Source organism: Marinobacter sp. LV10R520-4, from assembly GCF_002563815.1.
Lineage (GTDB): Bacteria > Pseudomonadota > Gammaproteobacteria > Pseudomonadales > Oleiphilaceae > Marinobacter.
In genome coordinates, this window is record NZ_PDJM01000001.1 from 1,609,699 (window position 1) to 1,626,728 (window position 17,030).

Sequence of the window (17,030 nt, forward strand, 5' to 3'; positions counted from 1 at the left end):
GTTTACAGTACCCACTCGTCAGGAGGCACACTATCAACAACGTTCATCGCGAAGCTTTGAAACTGGTTGTCGGGTTTATTCATCCTTATCGCAAAGCCGTTGCAGGTGCGATAGTTGCCCTAGTTATTACGGCGGGAATTACCCTTGGATTAGGTCAGGGGCTACGTATTCTGGTGGACCAAGGATTGGCCACCGAGTCACCGGCCAATCTGGCGCGGGCTGTGGGGTTGTTTTTTGTTTTGGTTCTTGGCCTGGCGGCGGGTTCTTTCGCCCGGTTTTATCTGGTGTCGTGGATTGGCGAGCGGGTGGTGGCCGATATCCGTAAACGGGTGTTCAATCACTTGATTGACCTGAACCCGGGATTTTTCGAGAGCAATCGGGCGCTGGAAATACAGTCGCGGTTTACGGCTGACACCACGGTGCTGCAATCGGTGATTGGTTCAACGGTGTCCATTGCCCTGCGTAACGCGCTGATGTTGATTGGCGGCTTGCTGCTGTTGTTTATCACCAACGCAAAGCTGGCGTCTGTCATAGTACTGGGTTTTCCGCTGGTAATTGTCCCCATCGTCATTTTTGGCCGCCGGGTGCGGCAGTTGTCGCGCCTGAGCCAAGACCGTGTGGCCGATGTAGGTAGCTACGTGGGTGAAAACCTGACTCAGATAAAAACCCTGCAGGCGTTTAACCACCAGCCCCACGACCGCCGGCATTTTTCTGAAGTGTCTGAAAACGCCTTCGATATTGCCCACGCCCGCATTCGCCAGCGCGCCTGGCTAACCACTATGGCCATTACTCTGGTAATGGGGGCCGTGGGCTTAGTTATATGGATTGGTGGCTTAGATGTAATCTACGGCCGCATTACGCCGGGCGAGCTAGCTGCCTTTGTGTTTTACAGTTTGTTAGTGGGTGTTGCCGCCGGCGCTATCAGTGAAGTGATCGGAGAACTGCAACGGGCAGCAGGGTCGGCCGCAAGGCTATTTGAGCTATTGCAGACCAAGTCGGAGTTTCAGCGCCCGGTCGATTTACCCGAGCAGTTTCCCCAGCCGGTGAAAGGTGGAATACGTCTTGAGCACCTGACGTTCAGCTACCCGGGTCGCAGCGCTCAGCCCGCCCTGCAGGATGTGTGCCTGGAGGTGCGGGCAGGCGAGACGTTAGCGATCGTGGGGCCATCAGGGGCAGGCAAATCCACCTTGTTTGATCTACTGCTACACTTTTATCAACCCATCAGCGGTTGCGTGCGCATTGATGGCACGGATACCCGTGATGTATCACTGCAAGCCCTGCGCAGCTGCTTTGCCTTGGTGCCACAGAACCCTGCGCTGTTCCACGGTACGGTTGCCGATAACATTCGCTACGCACGTCCGCAGGCGACTCAGGCAGATGTCGAAGAGGCCGCAGGCATTGCCCACGCCCATGAGTTTATCGTGGCTCTGCCCGACGGCTACCAAACCCGACTGGGTGACGGCGGTTTGGGTCTGTCCGGTGGCCAGAAGCAACGCCTGGCCATTGCCCGTGCGCTATTGGCGGATGCGCCCATTTTGCTGCTAGACGAAGCCACCAGCGCGCTGGATGCCCATAGCGAGAACCTGGTTCAGCAGGCCATGCCGGCACTCACAACCGGCCGTACCACGCTGGTGATTGCCCACCGCCTGGCCACGGTAAGAGATGCAGATCGCATCGCGGTATTTGACCAAGGTCGCTTGCTGGCGGTGGGCAGTCACCAGCAGTTAATGCATGAAAACAGCCTCTACCAGCGCCTGGCCCAGCTTCAGTTCCGCAGCCAAACTGGTGAGCAATGATGCTTTGTGCTACCGTAGTTGATAAAATTTTGCAATGAAACGAGCCAAATTTATCGCAGGTTCGACCAAATATACCCACTCGGGGAGAACAGAGACATGAGTAACAAAGAACTTCAAGCACTTAAAGAACGTTACGTAGCAGCCGGCGCCGCAAGCCCTAACGAACAGTTTGCAGACCACGCCACCAACGCTGAAATCTGGGATGCCGACGGTAAGCGTATGATCGACTTCGCCGGCGGCATTGGTGTACTGAACATCGGTCACCGCCACCCGAAAGTGGTAGAAGCGATAAAAGCCCAGCTGGATAAGTTGATGCACACTTGCCAGACAGTCATGCCCTACGAGGGTTATGTGCGGCTGGCGCAGAAACTCAGCGACGTGGTACCTGTTCGCGGCCACGCCAAAGTTATGTTGGCCAATTCCGGAGCCGAAGCCCTGGAAAACGCGGTGAAGATCGCCCGCTCAGCCACCGGTCGCACCAACGTGATTTGTTTTGATGGCGGTTATCACGGCCGTACCTTTATGACCATGGCGATGAACGGCAAAGCGGCGCCTTACCAGACCGACTTTGGCCCCATGCCGGGCATGGTATATCGTGCTCCCTATCCGGTGGCTTATCACGGCGTCAGCGAAGACGAAGCCCTGCGTGGCCTGGCCATGACCATGAAAGCGGATTCACCGGCCCACAATACCGCCGCCATTGTTATTGAACCCGTATTGGGCGAGGGCGGCTTCTACCAGGCACCTACCAGCTTTATGAAAGCCCTGCGCAAAATCTGCGATGACAACGGCATCGTGTTGATTGTGGATGAGGTACAAAGCGGGTTTGGCCGTACCGGCAAGATGTTTGCAATTGAGCACACAGGCGTTGAACCCGACATGATGACCATGGCCAAGAGCATGGCCGACGGTATGCCGATTTCTGCCATTGTAGGAACCGACAAAATCATGGATTCGTGTGGCCCTAATTCTCTGGGCGGCACTTACACCGGCAGCCCGACTGCCTGCGCAGCTGCGCTAGCGGTGTTTGAAGTATTTGAGACCGAGGATATTCTGGGCAAAAGCCAGCGCTTGGGCGATAAGCTGAACCAACGTTTCAGCCAGTGGCAGGAGCAGTTTGCCCACGTTGACAACGTGCGTAGCCTGGGTTCCATGGCCGCGTTTGAATTGGTAGACAGTAAAGATACCCACAAACCCATGCCAGAGCTGGTCGGAGCCATTACCAAACTCGCCAAAGCCAAAGGGTTGATTGTGCTGGGTTGTGGTTTATACGGCAACACGCTGCGCTTCCTGATGCCGGTTACTATTGAAGACGAAGTACTGGAAGAAGGTTTGGCCATTTTGGAAGAGTGTTTGAAAGAAGCTGGCGCCTGATCAGGACTCGCTTGCTCTGATAAGCCGGGCCAAGTGCCCGGCTTTTTTGTGTCCGTTAGTCACCAAAATTTGAATCGACCGTGCCAGGCTTGGCGTACTTACCTAGGCGCCCGTATTTCTCGTATACTGCGCTCAGTGTCCCGTGAGGCTCGCGTAACTTTGCCCGCCTCGTCGCCGTTTCATCAACCAGGCAGAATCATGACGTTACCGAAGACTGCATCTGTATCCGATCACAAGCCCAGGCCCTGGATAGACCTGCTGGTCAGTATTATTATCCCCTCCGTTATTCTGATGAAGTTCAGTGGCGATGAATACCTGGGTAGCGTGAACGCCCTGATTATTGGACTGGCGTTTCCCTTGGGATGGGGTCTGTTTGAATTAATTCGCTATGGAAAAAAGAATTTTATCGCCCTGTTGGGGATAATCAGCGTGACCCTCACCGGCGGAATTGGCTTGCTGGAGCTAGACGCCGGCTGGCTTGCTATCAAAGAAGCGGCGGTGCCTGCGGTGATTGGCCTGGCGGTGCTTGTATCTACACGCACCCGTTACCCATTGGTGCGTACTTTGCTTTACAACCCCAACGTGCTGGATGTGAAAAAAATTCATCAAACATTGGCAGAGAAGGGCAAAGTGGCGGAATTTGAAGCCCGGTTGCTTAACGCCAGTTATTTTTTTGCGGCTACTTTTCTGTTCTCATCCATCATGAATTACGTACTTGCTCGCTGGATTGTGACCAGTGACGCCGGCACTCAAGCGTTCAACGAGGAACTGGGGAGAATGACGCTGGTCAGCTATCCGATGATTGCCATTCCTTCTATGGTGATGATGTTGCTGATTTTCTGGTATTTGTGGCGCACCATTAGCCGCCTGACCGGGTACAAACTGGAACAGGTAATGGCGCCTCACCTGGCTGATAAATAACGTAAATTCCAAGTATAAAAAAACGGCGAAGATTTACATCTTCGCCGTTTTTTTTGATCCCGAATTTTAGAAAAATCAGATATCCAGGTTGGTCACTTCCAAAGCATGTGTCTGAATGAAGTTACGACGCGGCTCGACATCGTCGCCCATCAGCGTGGTGAACATCTGGTCAGCGGCAAAAGCGTCTTCAATGTTCACTTTCATCATACGGCGGGATTCCGGGTCCATGGTGGTTTCCCACAGCTGTTCCGGGTTCATCTCACCGAGGCCCTTATAACGCTGGAGGGTCAAACCGCGCTGGGCTTCTTTCATCAGCCAGGCGAGGGCGCCTTCAAACGACAAAACAGCCTGCTTACGCTCACCACGCTGAACAAAGGCTCCTTCTTCAACCAAAGTGTCCAGGGTTTCACCCAGGCGGGCGATGGCTTTGTACGACGGCGCCTCGAAGAACGTATGGCTGAACACGTGCTCGTGAGCCATGCCGTGTAAATGCACAGTTACCATGGGCAGATACAGATTGCGCTCAGTGTCGTGGTGTACCGAGAACACATACTTGGTGCCGGTACGGGTATCCAGTTCCAGGTTATTACCCAGGTGGCCTACCCAAGCCGAAACGGCGTTTTCGTCTTTCAGTTGCTCAGATGTGAGGGTGTTGTTGTGCAACATCTGCTCCAGCACCTTAGACGGATAGGCCCGTGACAGTCGGTCAATCATGGCCATTACCGCCTGATAATCCTTCACCATGGTTTCCAAAGCAGAATCTTTGATGGCTGGCGCATCGGCGTTAACAAACAGCTGTGCGCCTTCCAATGCAGTCTGGGTCAGGTAGCTTTCGCGTGCGTTTTCATCCTTCAGATACTGCTCCTGCTTGCCACGCTTTACTTTGTAAAGCGGTGGCATGGCAATGAACACGTGGCCGCGCTCAATCACTTCGCGCATTTGACGGAACAGGAAGGTCAGCAGCAGGGTGCGGATATGCGAACCATCCACGTCAGCGTCAGTCATGATGATAATAGAATGATAACGCAGTTTTTCAACGTTAAACTCTTCGCGCCCAATACCACAGCCCAGAGCCGTAATCAAGTTACCGACTTCTGCAGATGACAGCATCTTGTCAAAGCGGGCTTTTTCAACGTTCAGGATTTTACCCTTCAGCGGTAGAATCGCCTGGTTTCGCCGCTCCCGCCCTTGCTTTGCACTACCACCCGCAGAATCACCCTCCACGATGAACAGTTCGGAAAGAGCGGGATCTTTTTCCTGACAGTCGGCCAGTTTGCCGGGCAGACCGGCAATATCCAGAGCGCCTTTACGGCGCGTCATATCACGGGCTTTACGCGCCGCTTCGCGGGCACGGGCGGCTTCAATCATCTTGTTGACGATCAGCCGCGCTTCATTGGGCTGCTCCTGAAGATAGGCCGCAAAGCTCTGATAGAGCTCCTGCTCAACAGCAGTCTTCACCTCAGAGGACACCAGCTTGTCTTTAGTCTGGGAAGAGAACTTCGGGTCTGGCACTTTCACACTGATGATGGCCGTCAGACCTTCACGAGCGTCGTCGCCGGAGGTGCTTACCTTGGCCTTCTTGCCCAGGCCTTCGTGCTCAATGTAGCTGTTCAACGAGCGAGTCAGTGCTGTGCGAAACCCAACCAGGTGCGTACCGCCGTCGCGCTGTGGGATATTATTGGTAAAACAGTAGATGTTTTCCTGGAACGCATCGTTCCACTGCATAGCCACTTCTACTTCGATACCGTCTTCACGCTGTTGGGTAAAATGGAACACCCGGTTGATGGGGGTTTTGTTAGTATTCAAGTGTTCTACAAACGCCCGCAAACCACCTTCGTATTCAAAGATTTCTTCTTTCCCGCTGCGCTCATCGGTCAGGCGAATGCGTACACCGTTGTTCAAAAATGCCAGTTCCCGTACCCGTTTGGCCAAAATCTCATAGTGAAACTTGATATTCGTGAACGTATCTTCTGACGGAATGAAGTGTACCTTGGTGCCACTGGCGTCAGTACTGCCGACCTCGTGCAGAGGTGCCGCCGGAACACCGTGGTTATAGGTCTGCTCGTAAACTTTGCCGTTGCGGCGAATGGTTAGCGTCAACACCGATGACAGGGCGTTAACAACCGACACGCCCACACCGTGAAGGCCACCCGACACTTTATAAGTGTTGTCGTCAAATTTACCGCCGGCGTGGAGTACGGTCATAATAACTTCGGCAGCAGAAACGCCTTCGCCTTCGTGCAGATCAACCGGAATACCGCGGCCATTGTCGTGCACGCTGACGGATTCGTCCGGATGGATACGAATTCCGATTTCTGTGCAGTGGCCTGCCAGCGCTTCGTCAATGGAGTTGTCTACCAGTTCGAACACCATGTGGTGCAGGCCGGTGCCGTCGTCCGTATCGCCAATGTACATGCCAGGCCGCTTACGCACGGCGTCCAGACCTTTCAGTACTTTGATACTGGAGGAATTGTAGGTTGATTCACTCATTAAAAAACTCCTGAAGGCTGATGACCGCAGCGTGATTAAAAAGTGCGGCCAGCTAATGTTCTTCCGTTACCTGACCATGTTCCACGTGGAACATTCTTAAATCCGGTGTTGTTGTACCCGGCCATAAGGCGTCGGGCGTCTGCTGTTCGATGGAGGTGATGAACACCTGACACTGCAGCGATCGTAATTTTTCGGCCAGCATTTGCCGATGTCGACTGTCCAGTTCGGCGTTTATGTCGTCCAACAAAAACGTGACCTGTTTACCCAACGGACGTAAAACCATGCCCTGGGCAATCTTCATTAAAATAACCAATGTCTTTTGCTGACCCCGGGACAGTATTTCCGCCACCGGCCGGCCTTGTATTTTTAAACGAATGTCGGCTCGGTTAGGGCCATACAGAGTGTGACCCATACGACGCTCCTGATCCCGATGGCTGACCAGCACTTCTGACAACGGTTGGGAGTGATCCCAGCCAGGATAAAACTCCAGTTTTAGTTGATTAGCCCAGGTTGCATCGGTTTCCCCGAGAAGCAACCAGAAGGCCTCTTTAAACAGGGCAAACGCCGCTAGACGGGCATCCGTCACTCGATTGCTTAACAGGTCGTACTGGGCATCCCAAGCCCGCATCAACGATTCATCTATTCTACCATTTCTCAGCGTTTGGTTCCGCTGTGATATTACTCGCTGACATTGCTGCCAGGCGCCGCCAAAAGAAGGTTCCACGTGGAACACTAACCAATCCAGGAACTGCCGTCGCTTACCCGGGCCGCCGGCCACGATGTCGAATACTCCCGGGTCAATCACCAATACCGGAAGATGTCGCGCTAACGACGACAAATTCCGCACGGCTTCACCGTCTACTCTGAGAACTGTCTCCTTAAGGCCTACATTTCTGGAAATACCCAAGCGATGCGCATAACTTGAAGCGCCTGCTTCAGGTGCTGTCTTTAATTCAGAATTCGGCATGCCAGAATTGGAACCACCACAATTAAGAGTGCCGGCATCCAAGCCGCCAAACACCGTAAATCGCTGCTGTTGATGTTGAACCACAGCCTGATGGCGACTGACGCGAAACGAACGGCCCAGGCCCAGGTAGCCGATGGCTTCCAGCAAACTGGTTTTACCACTGCCGTTGACGCCGTATATCAGATTAAACGCAGGGGAGAAGGTGACAGGCTTTGCCGCCAGGTTACGGAAGTGTTCGGTTTGCAGTGTAATCAGTGCCATAAAAAACTAGGGGCCTTAGGCCCCTAGTGCAACATCTTTAGGCGGTCGTCCATGAACATATCCATTTCCGGCGCCAATATATGAACGTAACGGTCAAAGTACAAAAATTGCTTCAACAACAGCGCAAATTCCCGTGGAAAGTGCAGTCCGTGGCTTTCGCCCACTTTGACCATATCCATCAGCAGATGATTTACGTCGTCTTCGGCCTGGTCCGCCGTATAGGCAACGGTATCCGGCACCATCTGGTCCATTTTCGAGTATAGCTTACGTAAATCATTAGCAAGCAAACTGGCTTCTACCGTGTGTCGGGTAATCCCAATACGGATCATCGCATCGGCCATACCGTCGAAATTACCCACCATCACAGTCTGAATAAAATCGTTCACCGCCTGCCAGGTGTCGGGCGCAATACGCCCAACTATCCCAAAGTCGATAAACCCGACCCGACCATCGCGCAGCACCATCAGGTTACCGGCGTGTACGTCCGCGTGAAAAAACTCGCATTGAGTCAGGCTGGAAAACCAGGTGTTCATGGCCGTAATCAGGGTTCCTTCCGGATCGTCCGTGTATCCGCGAATACTGTCCAGATCGGTCAAAGGAACACCGTGAAAACGTTCCATTACCAAAATGCGGCGGGAACTGCACTGCTCATACACCTTTGGCACGGCGGCACCGGTGTTATGAGTGTCGTGTAAAAACTGCCTGAAAACCTCAAGGTTATTGGCTTCCTTGATAAAATCGCACTCTTCCATCATGGTTCGTTGAATTTCATCAACAATATCGGATAGCGATGTCCACGACAGTTTTGGAGCCAGAGTTTCAAGGATTCGGGCAGATACGTACAAAAAGTTCAAATCCGTGAGTAGAATATTGCGCACGCCGGGTTTTTGCACCTTGATAACCACTTCTTCACCGCTGATCAACCGCGCCACATGCACTTGGGCGATAGAGGCCGATGCCAGGGCTACAGGGTCTATGTCGGTAAACACTTCTTCCACCGGGCGGCCTAACTCGTCTTCAATGATTTTGCGAATCACCCGATACGGCAAATTTGGTGTGCTATCCAGGCAGCCCTGAAACTCTTCCACATACTCTTTCGGGAAAAATGTCGGTGAACTGGCAATGAACTGTCCCAACTTTATATAGGTGGCACCGAGGGATTCAAAGGTCTGCCGCAACAAACGCGGAGCAGGGGGGCGGTCGCCGCGCACCCAGTTAAACCCGGTACGCCCGAGCACGCTCATGGTCTGGCCGATACGAAACGCACCTTTTATACCGTCCTTTAAACGTGTCACCATGCCCCGGAACTCCTGTTATTAAAACCTTGCAGAATTTCTTATCCGTGAGTTGCCTACACCGACTACGCGCGAAGTGCTCACGCCGGCTGTTTGTGGGGTGCCTGCGGCAACCTACAAACGCATTGGCATAACCACATAGAGGCAACGAGCGTCCGTCTGGGATTCGATTAACGCGCTGCTGTTAGGATTCGACAGAGTAACCTTTACCTGGTCATCATCCAACGCGTTCATGACGTCTATCAGGTAGCCGACGTTGAAGCCGATTTGCAGAGTTTCACCCTGATAATCTACCGGCAACGCGTCTTCCGCCTGTTCCTGGTCCGGGTTATTGGCAAACACCTGGAGTTCATTGGGGGCCAGATTCAAACGCACACCGCGAATGTTTTCATGAGACAGAATACCTGCCCGCTGCAGAGTATTCTTCAGGGTAATGCGATCAGCCAACACCACTTTGTCGCCACCGCGGGGAATAACCCGGTTGTAATCGGGGAATTTGCCCTCAATCAGCTTGGACGTGAACGTATAACTGCCCACGGTTGCGCGCAAGTGGTTATCGCCAATTACCAGGGTGACCGGTGTGTCCACGTCATCCAGCAAGCGCGCAAGCTCTAGAACACCTTTACGCGGCACAATCACTTGACGCGCCTCTGGACAACCGGTTTCAACATCCTGATGGGCCATCGCCAAGCGGTGACCATCGGTGGCTACGGTACGAACGTGATCTGCCGCAACTTCCAGCAGCAAACCGTTCAAATAATAACGAACATCCTGCTGAGCCATTGCAAACGCGGTGCTGTCGAACATACGTCGCAGCTCTTTTTGCGGCAGCTCCAAACGGAAACTCTCGGCTTCGTCTTCCACATTGGGAAAATGCTCGGCGGGCAAGGTCGCCAACGTAAAGTGACTTTTGCCACAGCGCAAGTGCAGGCGGTCGCCCTGCTGATCCAGCTCGATGGGCGATTCTTCACCCAAAGCGCGGCAAATGTCCGCAAGCTTGCGTGCCGGCACGGTTATGCGCCCGGGCTGATCTATGTGCACCGGGGTGATGCGCGCCACCAGCTCCACTTCCATATTGGTGCCGGTCAGGGTCAGGGTGTTGTCCTCGGCCACCAGCAACACGTTGGAAAGCACGGGCATGGTCTGTTTCTTTTCCACCACGCCGGCAATGCTTTGCAGCGGGGTGAGCAGGGATTCACGGCTGATCGTCAGTTTCATGGCACTCAACATTCTTGTGGTGAAATTTATCAGGGTTCAAAGCCGGCAAACAGAGCGCAATAGCGCAGCTGTCAGCTGGTCAATAATCGCATAAAGTTCTGGTAGTCTTCCCGTATACCCGGGTCACTCTCCTGCAACTCTATGATTTTCTTGCAGGCGTGAAGCACTGTGGTGTGGTCTCTGCCACCAAAAGCACCACCAATCTCCGGCAAACTGTGATTTGTCAGCTCTTTCGACAGCGACATAGCCACCTGACGCGGACGGGTCACATTACGTGTGCGACGCTTGGAATGCAGGTCCGACACTTTGATTTTGTAATATTCCGCCACCGTGCGTTGAATATTATCAATACTGACCTGTTTTTCATGCAGTGCCAGTAAATCTTTCAAGCTCTCGCGAATGAACGGCGGCGTAATTTCCGAGCCGGTAAAGTGAGCGTTAGCGATTACCAGGCGCAAAGCTCCTTCCAGTTCGCGCACGTTGGACCGAATTTTCTGAGCAATAAAAAACGCCGCTTCGCTGCTGAGCTTCACGTTCACCTGCTCGGCTTTTTTCATCAGGATAGCCACCCGGGTTTCCAGCTCCGGCGGCTCAACCATCACCGTCAAACCCCAGCCAAAGCGGGACTTCAGTCGTTCTTCCAGATCCACAATTTCTTTCGGGAATCGGTCGCTGGTCACAATGACTTGCTGGCCGCCCTCGAGCAGCGCGTTAAACGTGTGGAAAAATTCTTCCTGGGAGCGCTCTTTACGGGCAAAAAACTGAATGTCATCGATCAGTAGTGCATCGACCGAGCGGTAATAACGTTTAAATTCGTTGATGGCGTTCAACTGCAGCGCTTTAACCATATCTGCCACAAAACGTTCTGAACGAAGATAGGCGACCTTTGCGTTCGGATTGCGACGCACAATTTCATTGCCCACCGCGTGCATCAGGTGGGTTTTACCCAAGCCAACGCCACCGTATAAAAACAGTGGGTTGTAGGCACCGCCGGGGTTTTCCGCAACCTGCATAGATGCAGCACGGGCCAACTGGTTGGACTTACCCTCAACAAACGTCTGAAATGTGAATGTCTCGTTCAAAAAGCTCTGGTGCTTTACATCGCCTTCAACCTGCGCGCCGGGCCGGGTACCGGATGTTCTTGGGCGCGAAGCTGCTGGCGCGGTTACAGGCGCGGCCGGCCTGGTCTGCTGGCTTGCCGGTTCACCGCGATCGTCTTTTGCCAAGGGCCTGTTATTGGCTACTGTTGGCTCAAGACGGTCTGAATCACCGGCTTTGGGCGCAGAACCCACCTTCATACCCACTCTGGGGGCGTGGCCACCGTTCAAATCTTTCAGTATTTCTTCGATACGGCGAAGGTATTTTTCATTCACCCAGTCCATTACAAACCGGTTCGGAGCAAAAAGAACCAACTGGCCATCACGCAAATCTGGCTGCAAAGGTCGCAACCAGGTATTGAACTGCTGTGCCGGAAACTCGTCCCGGAGTACTTCAAGACATTGCTGCCACATACCGTATCGGCACCACCTGATAACAAAACACCGCGTTTTTCTGAGGCCTTGCGATTTTTTAACCACCGGCCTTTGAAGAGAACTCGCGATTCTACCCTGCCGAGGCCATCAGTAAAAGCGCTCCAAGCAATTCATAAACAGCCTGTGGAAAAAAATAATCATATATTTTAATATCTTAGAGACTTACTGACAGCCTTGTGTACAGAAAATAAAAACATAAAAGTTACCCACAGAGGTGTGTGCACATCCACCGCTGGCCCCTGTGGAAAACCTGAGTACACAAGGTGCATAACTAATCCGATATTCCCAATCTTAAGTTATCCACAATTCACATTGCCCTTATCCACAACCCCCACCGGCACTTGTCATCACCTTCGCCAACTGGATAATTATATGATTTAGATCGTTTTAAACTGCTTATCCACAGAAAAACGCCTGTGTAATAACAGTAGTATTCAATCTTTAAAGAGAATTATAAAAGAACAATTACTACAGTTAGCGGAGCCTGTTTTCAGTTTTTTTGCTTGGACGAAGCACCAGCTGAAAAAGAAGATTTGCTGAGTCAATTGAGCTTATTCCAGCATCTGTAAAAACAACCCGTTTATTAGCGTTGAATTCCCGCTCGGATTTGCATAGAATGCCGCTCCTGTTTTGGTTGTTCATTTTCCAACCACAGACTGAATTCCTAATCCAGAATTGTGAGATCATTCCCATGAAAAGAACGTTTCAACCAAGCGTACTGAAGCGTAAGCGCGTACACGGCTTTCGTGCTCGTATGGCCACCGCAAACGGCCGTAAAGTCCTGGCTCGCCGTCGTGCAAAAGGTCGCGCACGTCTGTCTGCGTAATTTTTGGTCTGCCTCATGAAGGCTTTGAACTTCCCGAAATCGCATCGCCTGCTCAAACCAGCTGATTACGGCAAAGTCTTCGATGACGTGCAACTGAAAGTTCCGCACCGGAATTTTCTGATTCTGGCAACGCCCAATTCTCTGGGACATGCCAGGATCGGTCTCATATTTGCCAAAAAGAACCTGAAGCTGGCTGTACAGCGCAACCGTATTAAACGCCGAATTCGTGAAACGTTCAGGTTGAAGCAGCAGCTCCCGGCACTGGATATTATCGTTCTTGGCCGCCAGGGTTTAGCTCAGTTAGACAATAATCAGGTTAATCTCGCCCTGCTGGATCTCTGGCAGCGACTGGAACGCAAATACAGCAAACTGCAATCTACTCCGGTATCCGTAGCCTCTGTCCTATCTGGCGAAGCAAAAGGAACGGACTAATGCGCCAACTTCTGCTACTGCCCATTCGTTTTTATCAGTATTGTCTCAGCCCGATGTTGCCCAGCCGTTGCCGTTATTATCCCACTTGTTCAGATTATGCTGCCCAAGCTATCACCCAGCACGGCGCCGCTAAAGGTTCTTTGCTAGCGCTAAAACGATTGCTGCGGTGTCATCCATGGGGGAGTTCCGGTTATGATCCGGTTCCGGGCGCCTGTTCTGCCAAGCACCCTCAAGTTCCAACAACTCACGAAACCAGACAGTAAATCTATGGATATTAAACGCATCGTACTTTTTGCCGGCCTGGCAGTTGTCAGTTATTTGATGGTACTCGCCTGGAACGAGGACTATCACCAGCCTACGCCAGTAGCTCAAACCAGCGAACCAGTGGACTTTTCTGCCACTGGCGACAGCGACAACATGACGCTGCCCGAAGCAGGCGGCGTCACCACCGATAGCTCCGATGAGTTCACTACGCCGGAAAGCGGAACATCGCTAAGTAGTACAAATAACGCCGGCAACGTCAGCAATCAGTACGTTCACGTTATAACCGATGTGTTTGATATCACCATAGACCGAGTCAGCGGTAATCTTGTCAGTAGCTCACTGCTGCAGTATGACAAAGAACTGAACGGCGACGAGCCGCTAAAACTGCTGTCGAATACGCAAAACCGGCTGTACGTGCTGGAAAGTGGATTGATAGGTCGTGACGGTCCAGATAACAGCCGCAATGGCAGCGCACCGGTGTACAGCTCAACCCAGAATAGCTACCAGATGGCGGAAGGCGAAAACCAGCTTGCAGTGGACTTAAACTACACCACTGACAGCGGTGTAAGTATCATCAAACGCTTCACTTTCAATCGCGATGATTACCAGATTGGTATCCGCTACGTAATCGATAACCAGTCAGAAAGTGAGTGGCAAGCGAACTTTACCGGCAAAATTGTGCGTGACCAGGCCGGTGATCAAACGTCACAGAACAGCATGGGTATCAAAGCTTTTTTAGGATTAGTCGTCAGCACGCCTGAGGATCGTTATGAAAAATATGACTTTGACGATCTTAAAGACAAACCGATCAATAAGTCTGTCACCAACGGCTGGATGGCGTTTCTACAGCATTATTTCCTGACAGCCTGGATACCAGAGCCAGACCAACAGGCCCAGTTCCAGACCACCAGCCGCGGCGTTTTGGCCGTTATGGGTTTTGTCTATCCAGCAACTAACGTACCTGCTGGCGAAACCGTTGAGGTAGGCGCATCGGCCTACGTTGGTCCAAAAATTATTGACCGGCTGGAAGCGGTAGCTCCAAATCTGGACCGTACCGTGGACTTTGGCTGGCTGTTCTTCATCTCCCTACCGTTGTTTGTTGTGCTCAATTGGTTCCACGGCATCATCGGTAACTGGGGTGTCTCGATAATACTGCTGACTGTGTGCGTTAAAGCCCTGTTCTTCCATCTGTCGGCAACCAGCTACCGCTCTATGGCACGAATGCGCGCCGTCGCACCGAAGTTAGCCCGTATGAAAGAATTGTACGGTGATGACCGCCAGCGTATGTCGACGGAAATGATGGCGCTGTACAAGCGTGAAAAAATCAACCCGTTGGGCGGTTGCCTGCCCATATTGGTGCAAATGCCCGTGTTTATTTCCCTATACTGGGTTTTGTTTGAAAGCGTACAACTGCGCCACGCACCTTTCGCGCTGTGGATTCACGATTTGTCGGTGATGGACCCGTACTTCATTCTGCCGATTATCATGGGTGCCAGCATGATGTTGCAGATGCACCTGAACCCCACACCGCCAGACCCCATGCAGGCGAAAATCATGAAGTTGATGCCGGTTGTATTCACCATCTTCTTCCTCTGGTTCCCGGCAGGCTTGGTACTGTACTGGGTAGTCAACAACATTCTGTCCATCAGTCAGCAGTGGTACATTACTCGCAAGATTGAAGCCCAAATGGCAGAAAAAAAGCACTGATCATTTAATCAGTCAGATTATCCAGCAAAGGCTCCGTTTCGGGGCCTTTGCTGTTTCAGTACTCTGGAAAAACCAGGCGTTATAACCCAACTTATCTCTTTCACGTTACCCGGAGTCGCGGCCATGAATTATCCCACAGAAACCATTGCAGCCATCGCCACTGCACCCGGCCAGGCCGGCGTTGGCATAGTGCGGGTTTCTGGCCCTCAGGCGACTGCTATTGCCCATAGCCTGCTGGGTTACGCGCCCAAGCCACGAAATGCCCACTACGGCCCGTTTAAGGACCGCCAGGGCGAACTGATCGACGAAGGTATTGGGCTGTTTTTCCCAAACCCCCACTCGTTCACCGGCGAAGACGTGTTCGAACTCCAGGGCCATGGCGGAACCGTGATTCTGGACCTGCTGCTACGGGAGGTATGTGCTCTGGGCGCAAGACTGGCGAGGCCTGGAGAATTCTCCGAGCGGGCCTTTCTTAATGACAAGCTCGACCTGGCCCAGGCAGAAGCCATTGCTGATCTGATTGAAAGCAGCTCGGAACAGGCTGCCAGATGCGCGGTGCGCTCTATGCAAGGCGTGTTCTCGCGGCGCATTGAAACGCTGGTGGAAGCTGTTACCCATCTGCGCATTTATGTGGAAGCCGCTATCGACTTTCCAGAAGAAGAAATCGATTTTCTAGCCGATGGCAAAGTCGCCACCGATCTTCAGAGTCTGCGAGACCAGCTTCGGGGCATCATGCTGGAAGCCCAGCAAGGCACTATTTTGCGGGATGGCATGAAAGTGGTGATTGCCGGCAGGCCCAACGCCGGTAAATCCAGTCTGTTAAACGCTCTTGCTGGCCGTGAGGCGGCTATTGTGACCGCCGTTGAAGGCACTACCCGCGACGTTTTGCGGGAACACATTCACATTGACGGCATGCCGTTGCACATTATTGATACCGCCGGCCTGCGCGATAGCCCAGACGAAGTCGAACAGATTGGCATTGCTCGCGCCTGGGATGAAATCCGCCAAGCCGACCGCATACTGCTCATGGTGGATGCCACCACCACTGATAAAACCAGCCCCTATGAAATCTGGCCAGACTTTATTGATAAGCTGCCAGCCGCCGCACCGATTACGGTCATCCGCAATAAGGTGGATTTATCGGGTGAAAGTGTTGGTTTGTCTGAATTATCATCGCAGCAGGCCCCGGTGGTGCGCTTGGCGGCCAAGTCCAGCGCGGGTTTGGACACACTGAGGGAGCATCTTAAGCAATGTATGGGCTTCGCCAGCACCACTGAGGGCGGTTTCCTGGCTCGTCGCCGCCATTTGGACGCCTTGGAGCGCGCTGCGGACTTTCTGGTTCAGGGCCAGGCTCAACTGGAAGGCTACGGCGCCGGTGAACTGCTGGCGGAAGATCTTCGCGCAGCGCAGGATGCATTGGGAGAAATCACCGGACAGATAACGCCGGATGAGCTTTTGGGTAAGATTTTTGGCTCGTTTTGTATTGGAAAGTAATATATAAATCGAAAATTACCTTTCAGTAAGCTGCTTTCAGATGCGTTATTAGCCAGATAAAGTAATGGCCCAAGCACCATCGCCACTGGATAGATTCAGAAATTCGGCTAAAGTCTGGTGTAAATCTGATTTTTTTAGGGAAGCGAGCGCTTATGGATACCAGCAAACACACCCTTTCCACCCTTTTTCAGCAGTTGGGCCTGGCAGCCGACGATGCCAGCATGGAACAGTTTGTACGCCAGCATTCCCCACTGCCACCTGAAGTTGTGCTGGCAGACGCAGATTTCTGGAGCCTGGGCCAGTCTCAGTTTTTACGGGAAGGTCTGGAAGACGACAGTGACTGGGCCGAAGCCATTGATGAGCTCAACGCTCTGTTACGACACTGATTTTTCGGATCGACTGTTTCGGTAGTAAGCTTTTTACGAATAGCTACACTGTAGCCGGGTGCTCACA

The 17,030-nt window shown here is 52.6% G+C and carries 14 protein-coding genes; 9 read left to right on the forward strand and 5 right to left on the reverse strand.

Features of this window, described 5'->3' with window-relative positions; genetic code table 11:
* Window positions 1-56 precede the first annotated feature (56 nt).
* The 3 genes from ATG98_RS07625 to ATG98_RS07635 all read left to right on the forward strand — a co-directional run bounded on the left by ATG98_RS07625 (window position 57) and on the right by ATG98_RS07635 (window position 4,091).
* Window positions 57-1,796 carry an ABC transporter transmembrane domain-containing protein gene (locus ATG98_RS07625; protein ID WP_098422547.1) on the forward strand — a complete coding sequence of 580 codons (1,740 nt, stop codon included), beginning with the start codon at window positions 57-59 and terminating at the stop codon, window positions 1,794-1,796.
* Window positions 1,797-1,892: 96 nt separating this feature from the next.
* Complete coding sequence (gene gabT, locus ATG98_RS07630) at window positions 1,893-3,170, forward strand: 4-aminobutyrate--2-oxoglutarate transaminase (protein WP_098422548.1); 1,278 nt, start codon at window positions 1,893-1,895, stop codon at window positions 3,168-3,170.
* 198 nt (window positions 3,171-3,368) lie between these two features.
* Window positions 3,369-4,091, forward strand: a complete 723-nt coding sequence (locus ATG98_RS07635; RefSeq protein WP_098422549.1) for a VC0807 family protein — start codon at window positions 3,369-3,371, stop codon at window positions 4,089-4,091.
* Window positions 4,092-4,166: 75 nt separating this feature from the next.
* Here ATG98_RS07635 and gyrB read toward each other — a convergent pair whose 3' ends face one another.
* The 5 genes from gyrB to dnaA form a co-directional block, all read right to left on the reverse strand.
* On the reverse strand, window positions 4,167-6,581 hold the full coding sequence (gyrB, locus tag ATG98_RS07640; protein WP_098420397.1) for a DNA topoisomerase (ATP-hydrolyzing) subunit B: 2,415 nt from the start codon (window positions 6,579-6,581) through the stop codon (window positions 4,167-4,169).
* A 52-nt stretch (window positions 6,582-6,633) separates the two neighbouring features.
* Complete coding sequence (recF, locus tag ATG98_RS07645) at window positions 6,634-7,809, reverse strand: DNA replication/repair protein RecF (protein WP_098422550.1); 1,176 nt, start codon at window positions 7,807-7,809, stop codon at window positions 6,634-6,636.
* Between the two features lie 23 nt (window positions 7,810-7,832).
* Window positions 7,833-9,107 (reverse strand): ABC1 kinase family protein, encoded by a 1,275-nt coding sequence (locus ATG98_RS07650; protein ID WP_098420401.1) that lies wholly within the window; start codon window positions 9,105-9,107, stop codon window positions 7,833-7,835.
* Window positions 9,108-9,218: 111 nt separating this feature from the next.
* Entirely contained in the window at window positions 9,219-10,322 is a 1,104-nt protein-coding gene (dnaN, locus tag ATG98_RS07655; protein ID WP_098420403.1) for a DNA polymerase III subunit beta, read from the reverse strand.
* A 71-nt stretch (window positions 10,323-10,393) separates the two neighbouring features.
* Window positions 10,394-11,833 (reverse strand): chromosomal replication initiator protein DnaA, encoded by a 1,440-nt coding sequence (gene dnaA, locus ATG98_RS07660; protein WP_098420405.1) that lies wholly within the window; start codon window positions 11,831-11,833, stop codon window positions 10,394-10,396.
* A gap of 712 nt (window positions 11,834-12,545) precedes the next feature.
* On the opposite strand from dnaA, the gene rpmH reads away from it, so the two are divergent.
* The 6 genes from rpmH to ATG98_RS07690 all read left to right on the forward strand — a co-directional run bounded on the left by rpmH (window position 12,546) and on the right by ATG98_RS07690 (window position 16,963).
* A complete protein-coding gene (gene rpmH / locus ATG98_RS07665) occupies window positions 12,546-12,680 on the forward strand; it encodes a 50S ribosomal protein L34 (protein WP_026224022.1) in 135 nt (44 codons plus the stop codon).
* Between the two features lie 15 nt (window positions 12,681-12,695).
* Window positions 12,696-13,112, forward strand: a complete 417-nt coding sequence (gene rnpA, locus ATG98_RS07670) for a ribonuclease P protein component (protein WP_098420407.1) — start codon at window positions 12,696-12,698, stop codon at window positions 13,110-13,112.
* Window positions 13,112-13,375 carry a membrane protein insertion efficiency factor YidD gene (yidD, locus tag ATG98_RS07675; protein WP_218925847.1) on the forward strand — a complete coding sequence of 88 codons (264 nt, stop codon included), beginning with the start codon at window positions 13,112-13,114 and terminating at the stop codon, window positions 13,373-13,375. Before rnpA ends, yidD begins: the two co-directional genes overlap by 1 nt.
* Window positions 13,376-13,379: 4 nt before the next feature.
* A complete protein-coding gene (gene yidC / locus ATG98_RS07680) occupies window positions 13,380-15,083 on the forward strand; it encodes a membrane protein insertase YidC (RefSeq protein WP_098420410.1) in 1,704 nt (567 codons plus the stop codon).
* A gap of 123 nt (window positions 15,084-15,206) precedes the next feature.
* Window positions 15,207-16,577: a tRNA uridine-5-carboxymethylaminomethyl(34) synthesis GTPase MnmE gene (mnmE, locus tag ATG98_RS07685; protein WP_098422552.1), complete on the forward strand. Its 1,371-nt coding sequence runs from the start codon at window positions 15,207-15,209 to the stop codon at window positions 16,575-16,577.
* A 152-nt stretch (window positions 16,578-16,729) separates the two neighbouring features.
* Window positions 16,730-16,963: a DUF2789 domain-containing protein gene (locus tag ATG98_RS07690; RefSeq protein WP_098420414.1), complete on the forward strand. Its 234-nt coding sequence runs from the start codon at window positions 16,730-16,732 to the stop codon at window positions 16,961-16,963.
* The last annotated feature ends 67 nt before the right edge of the window (window positions 16,964-17,030 follow it).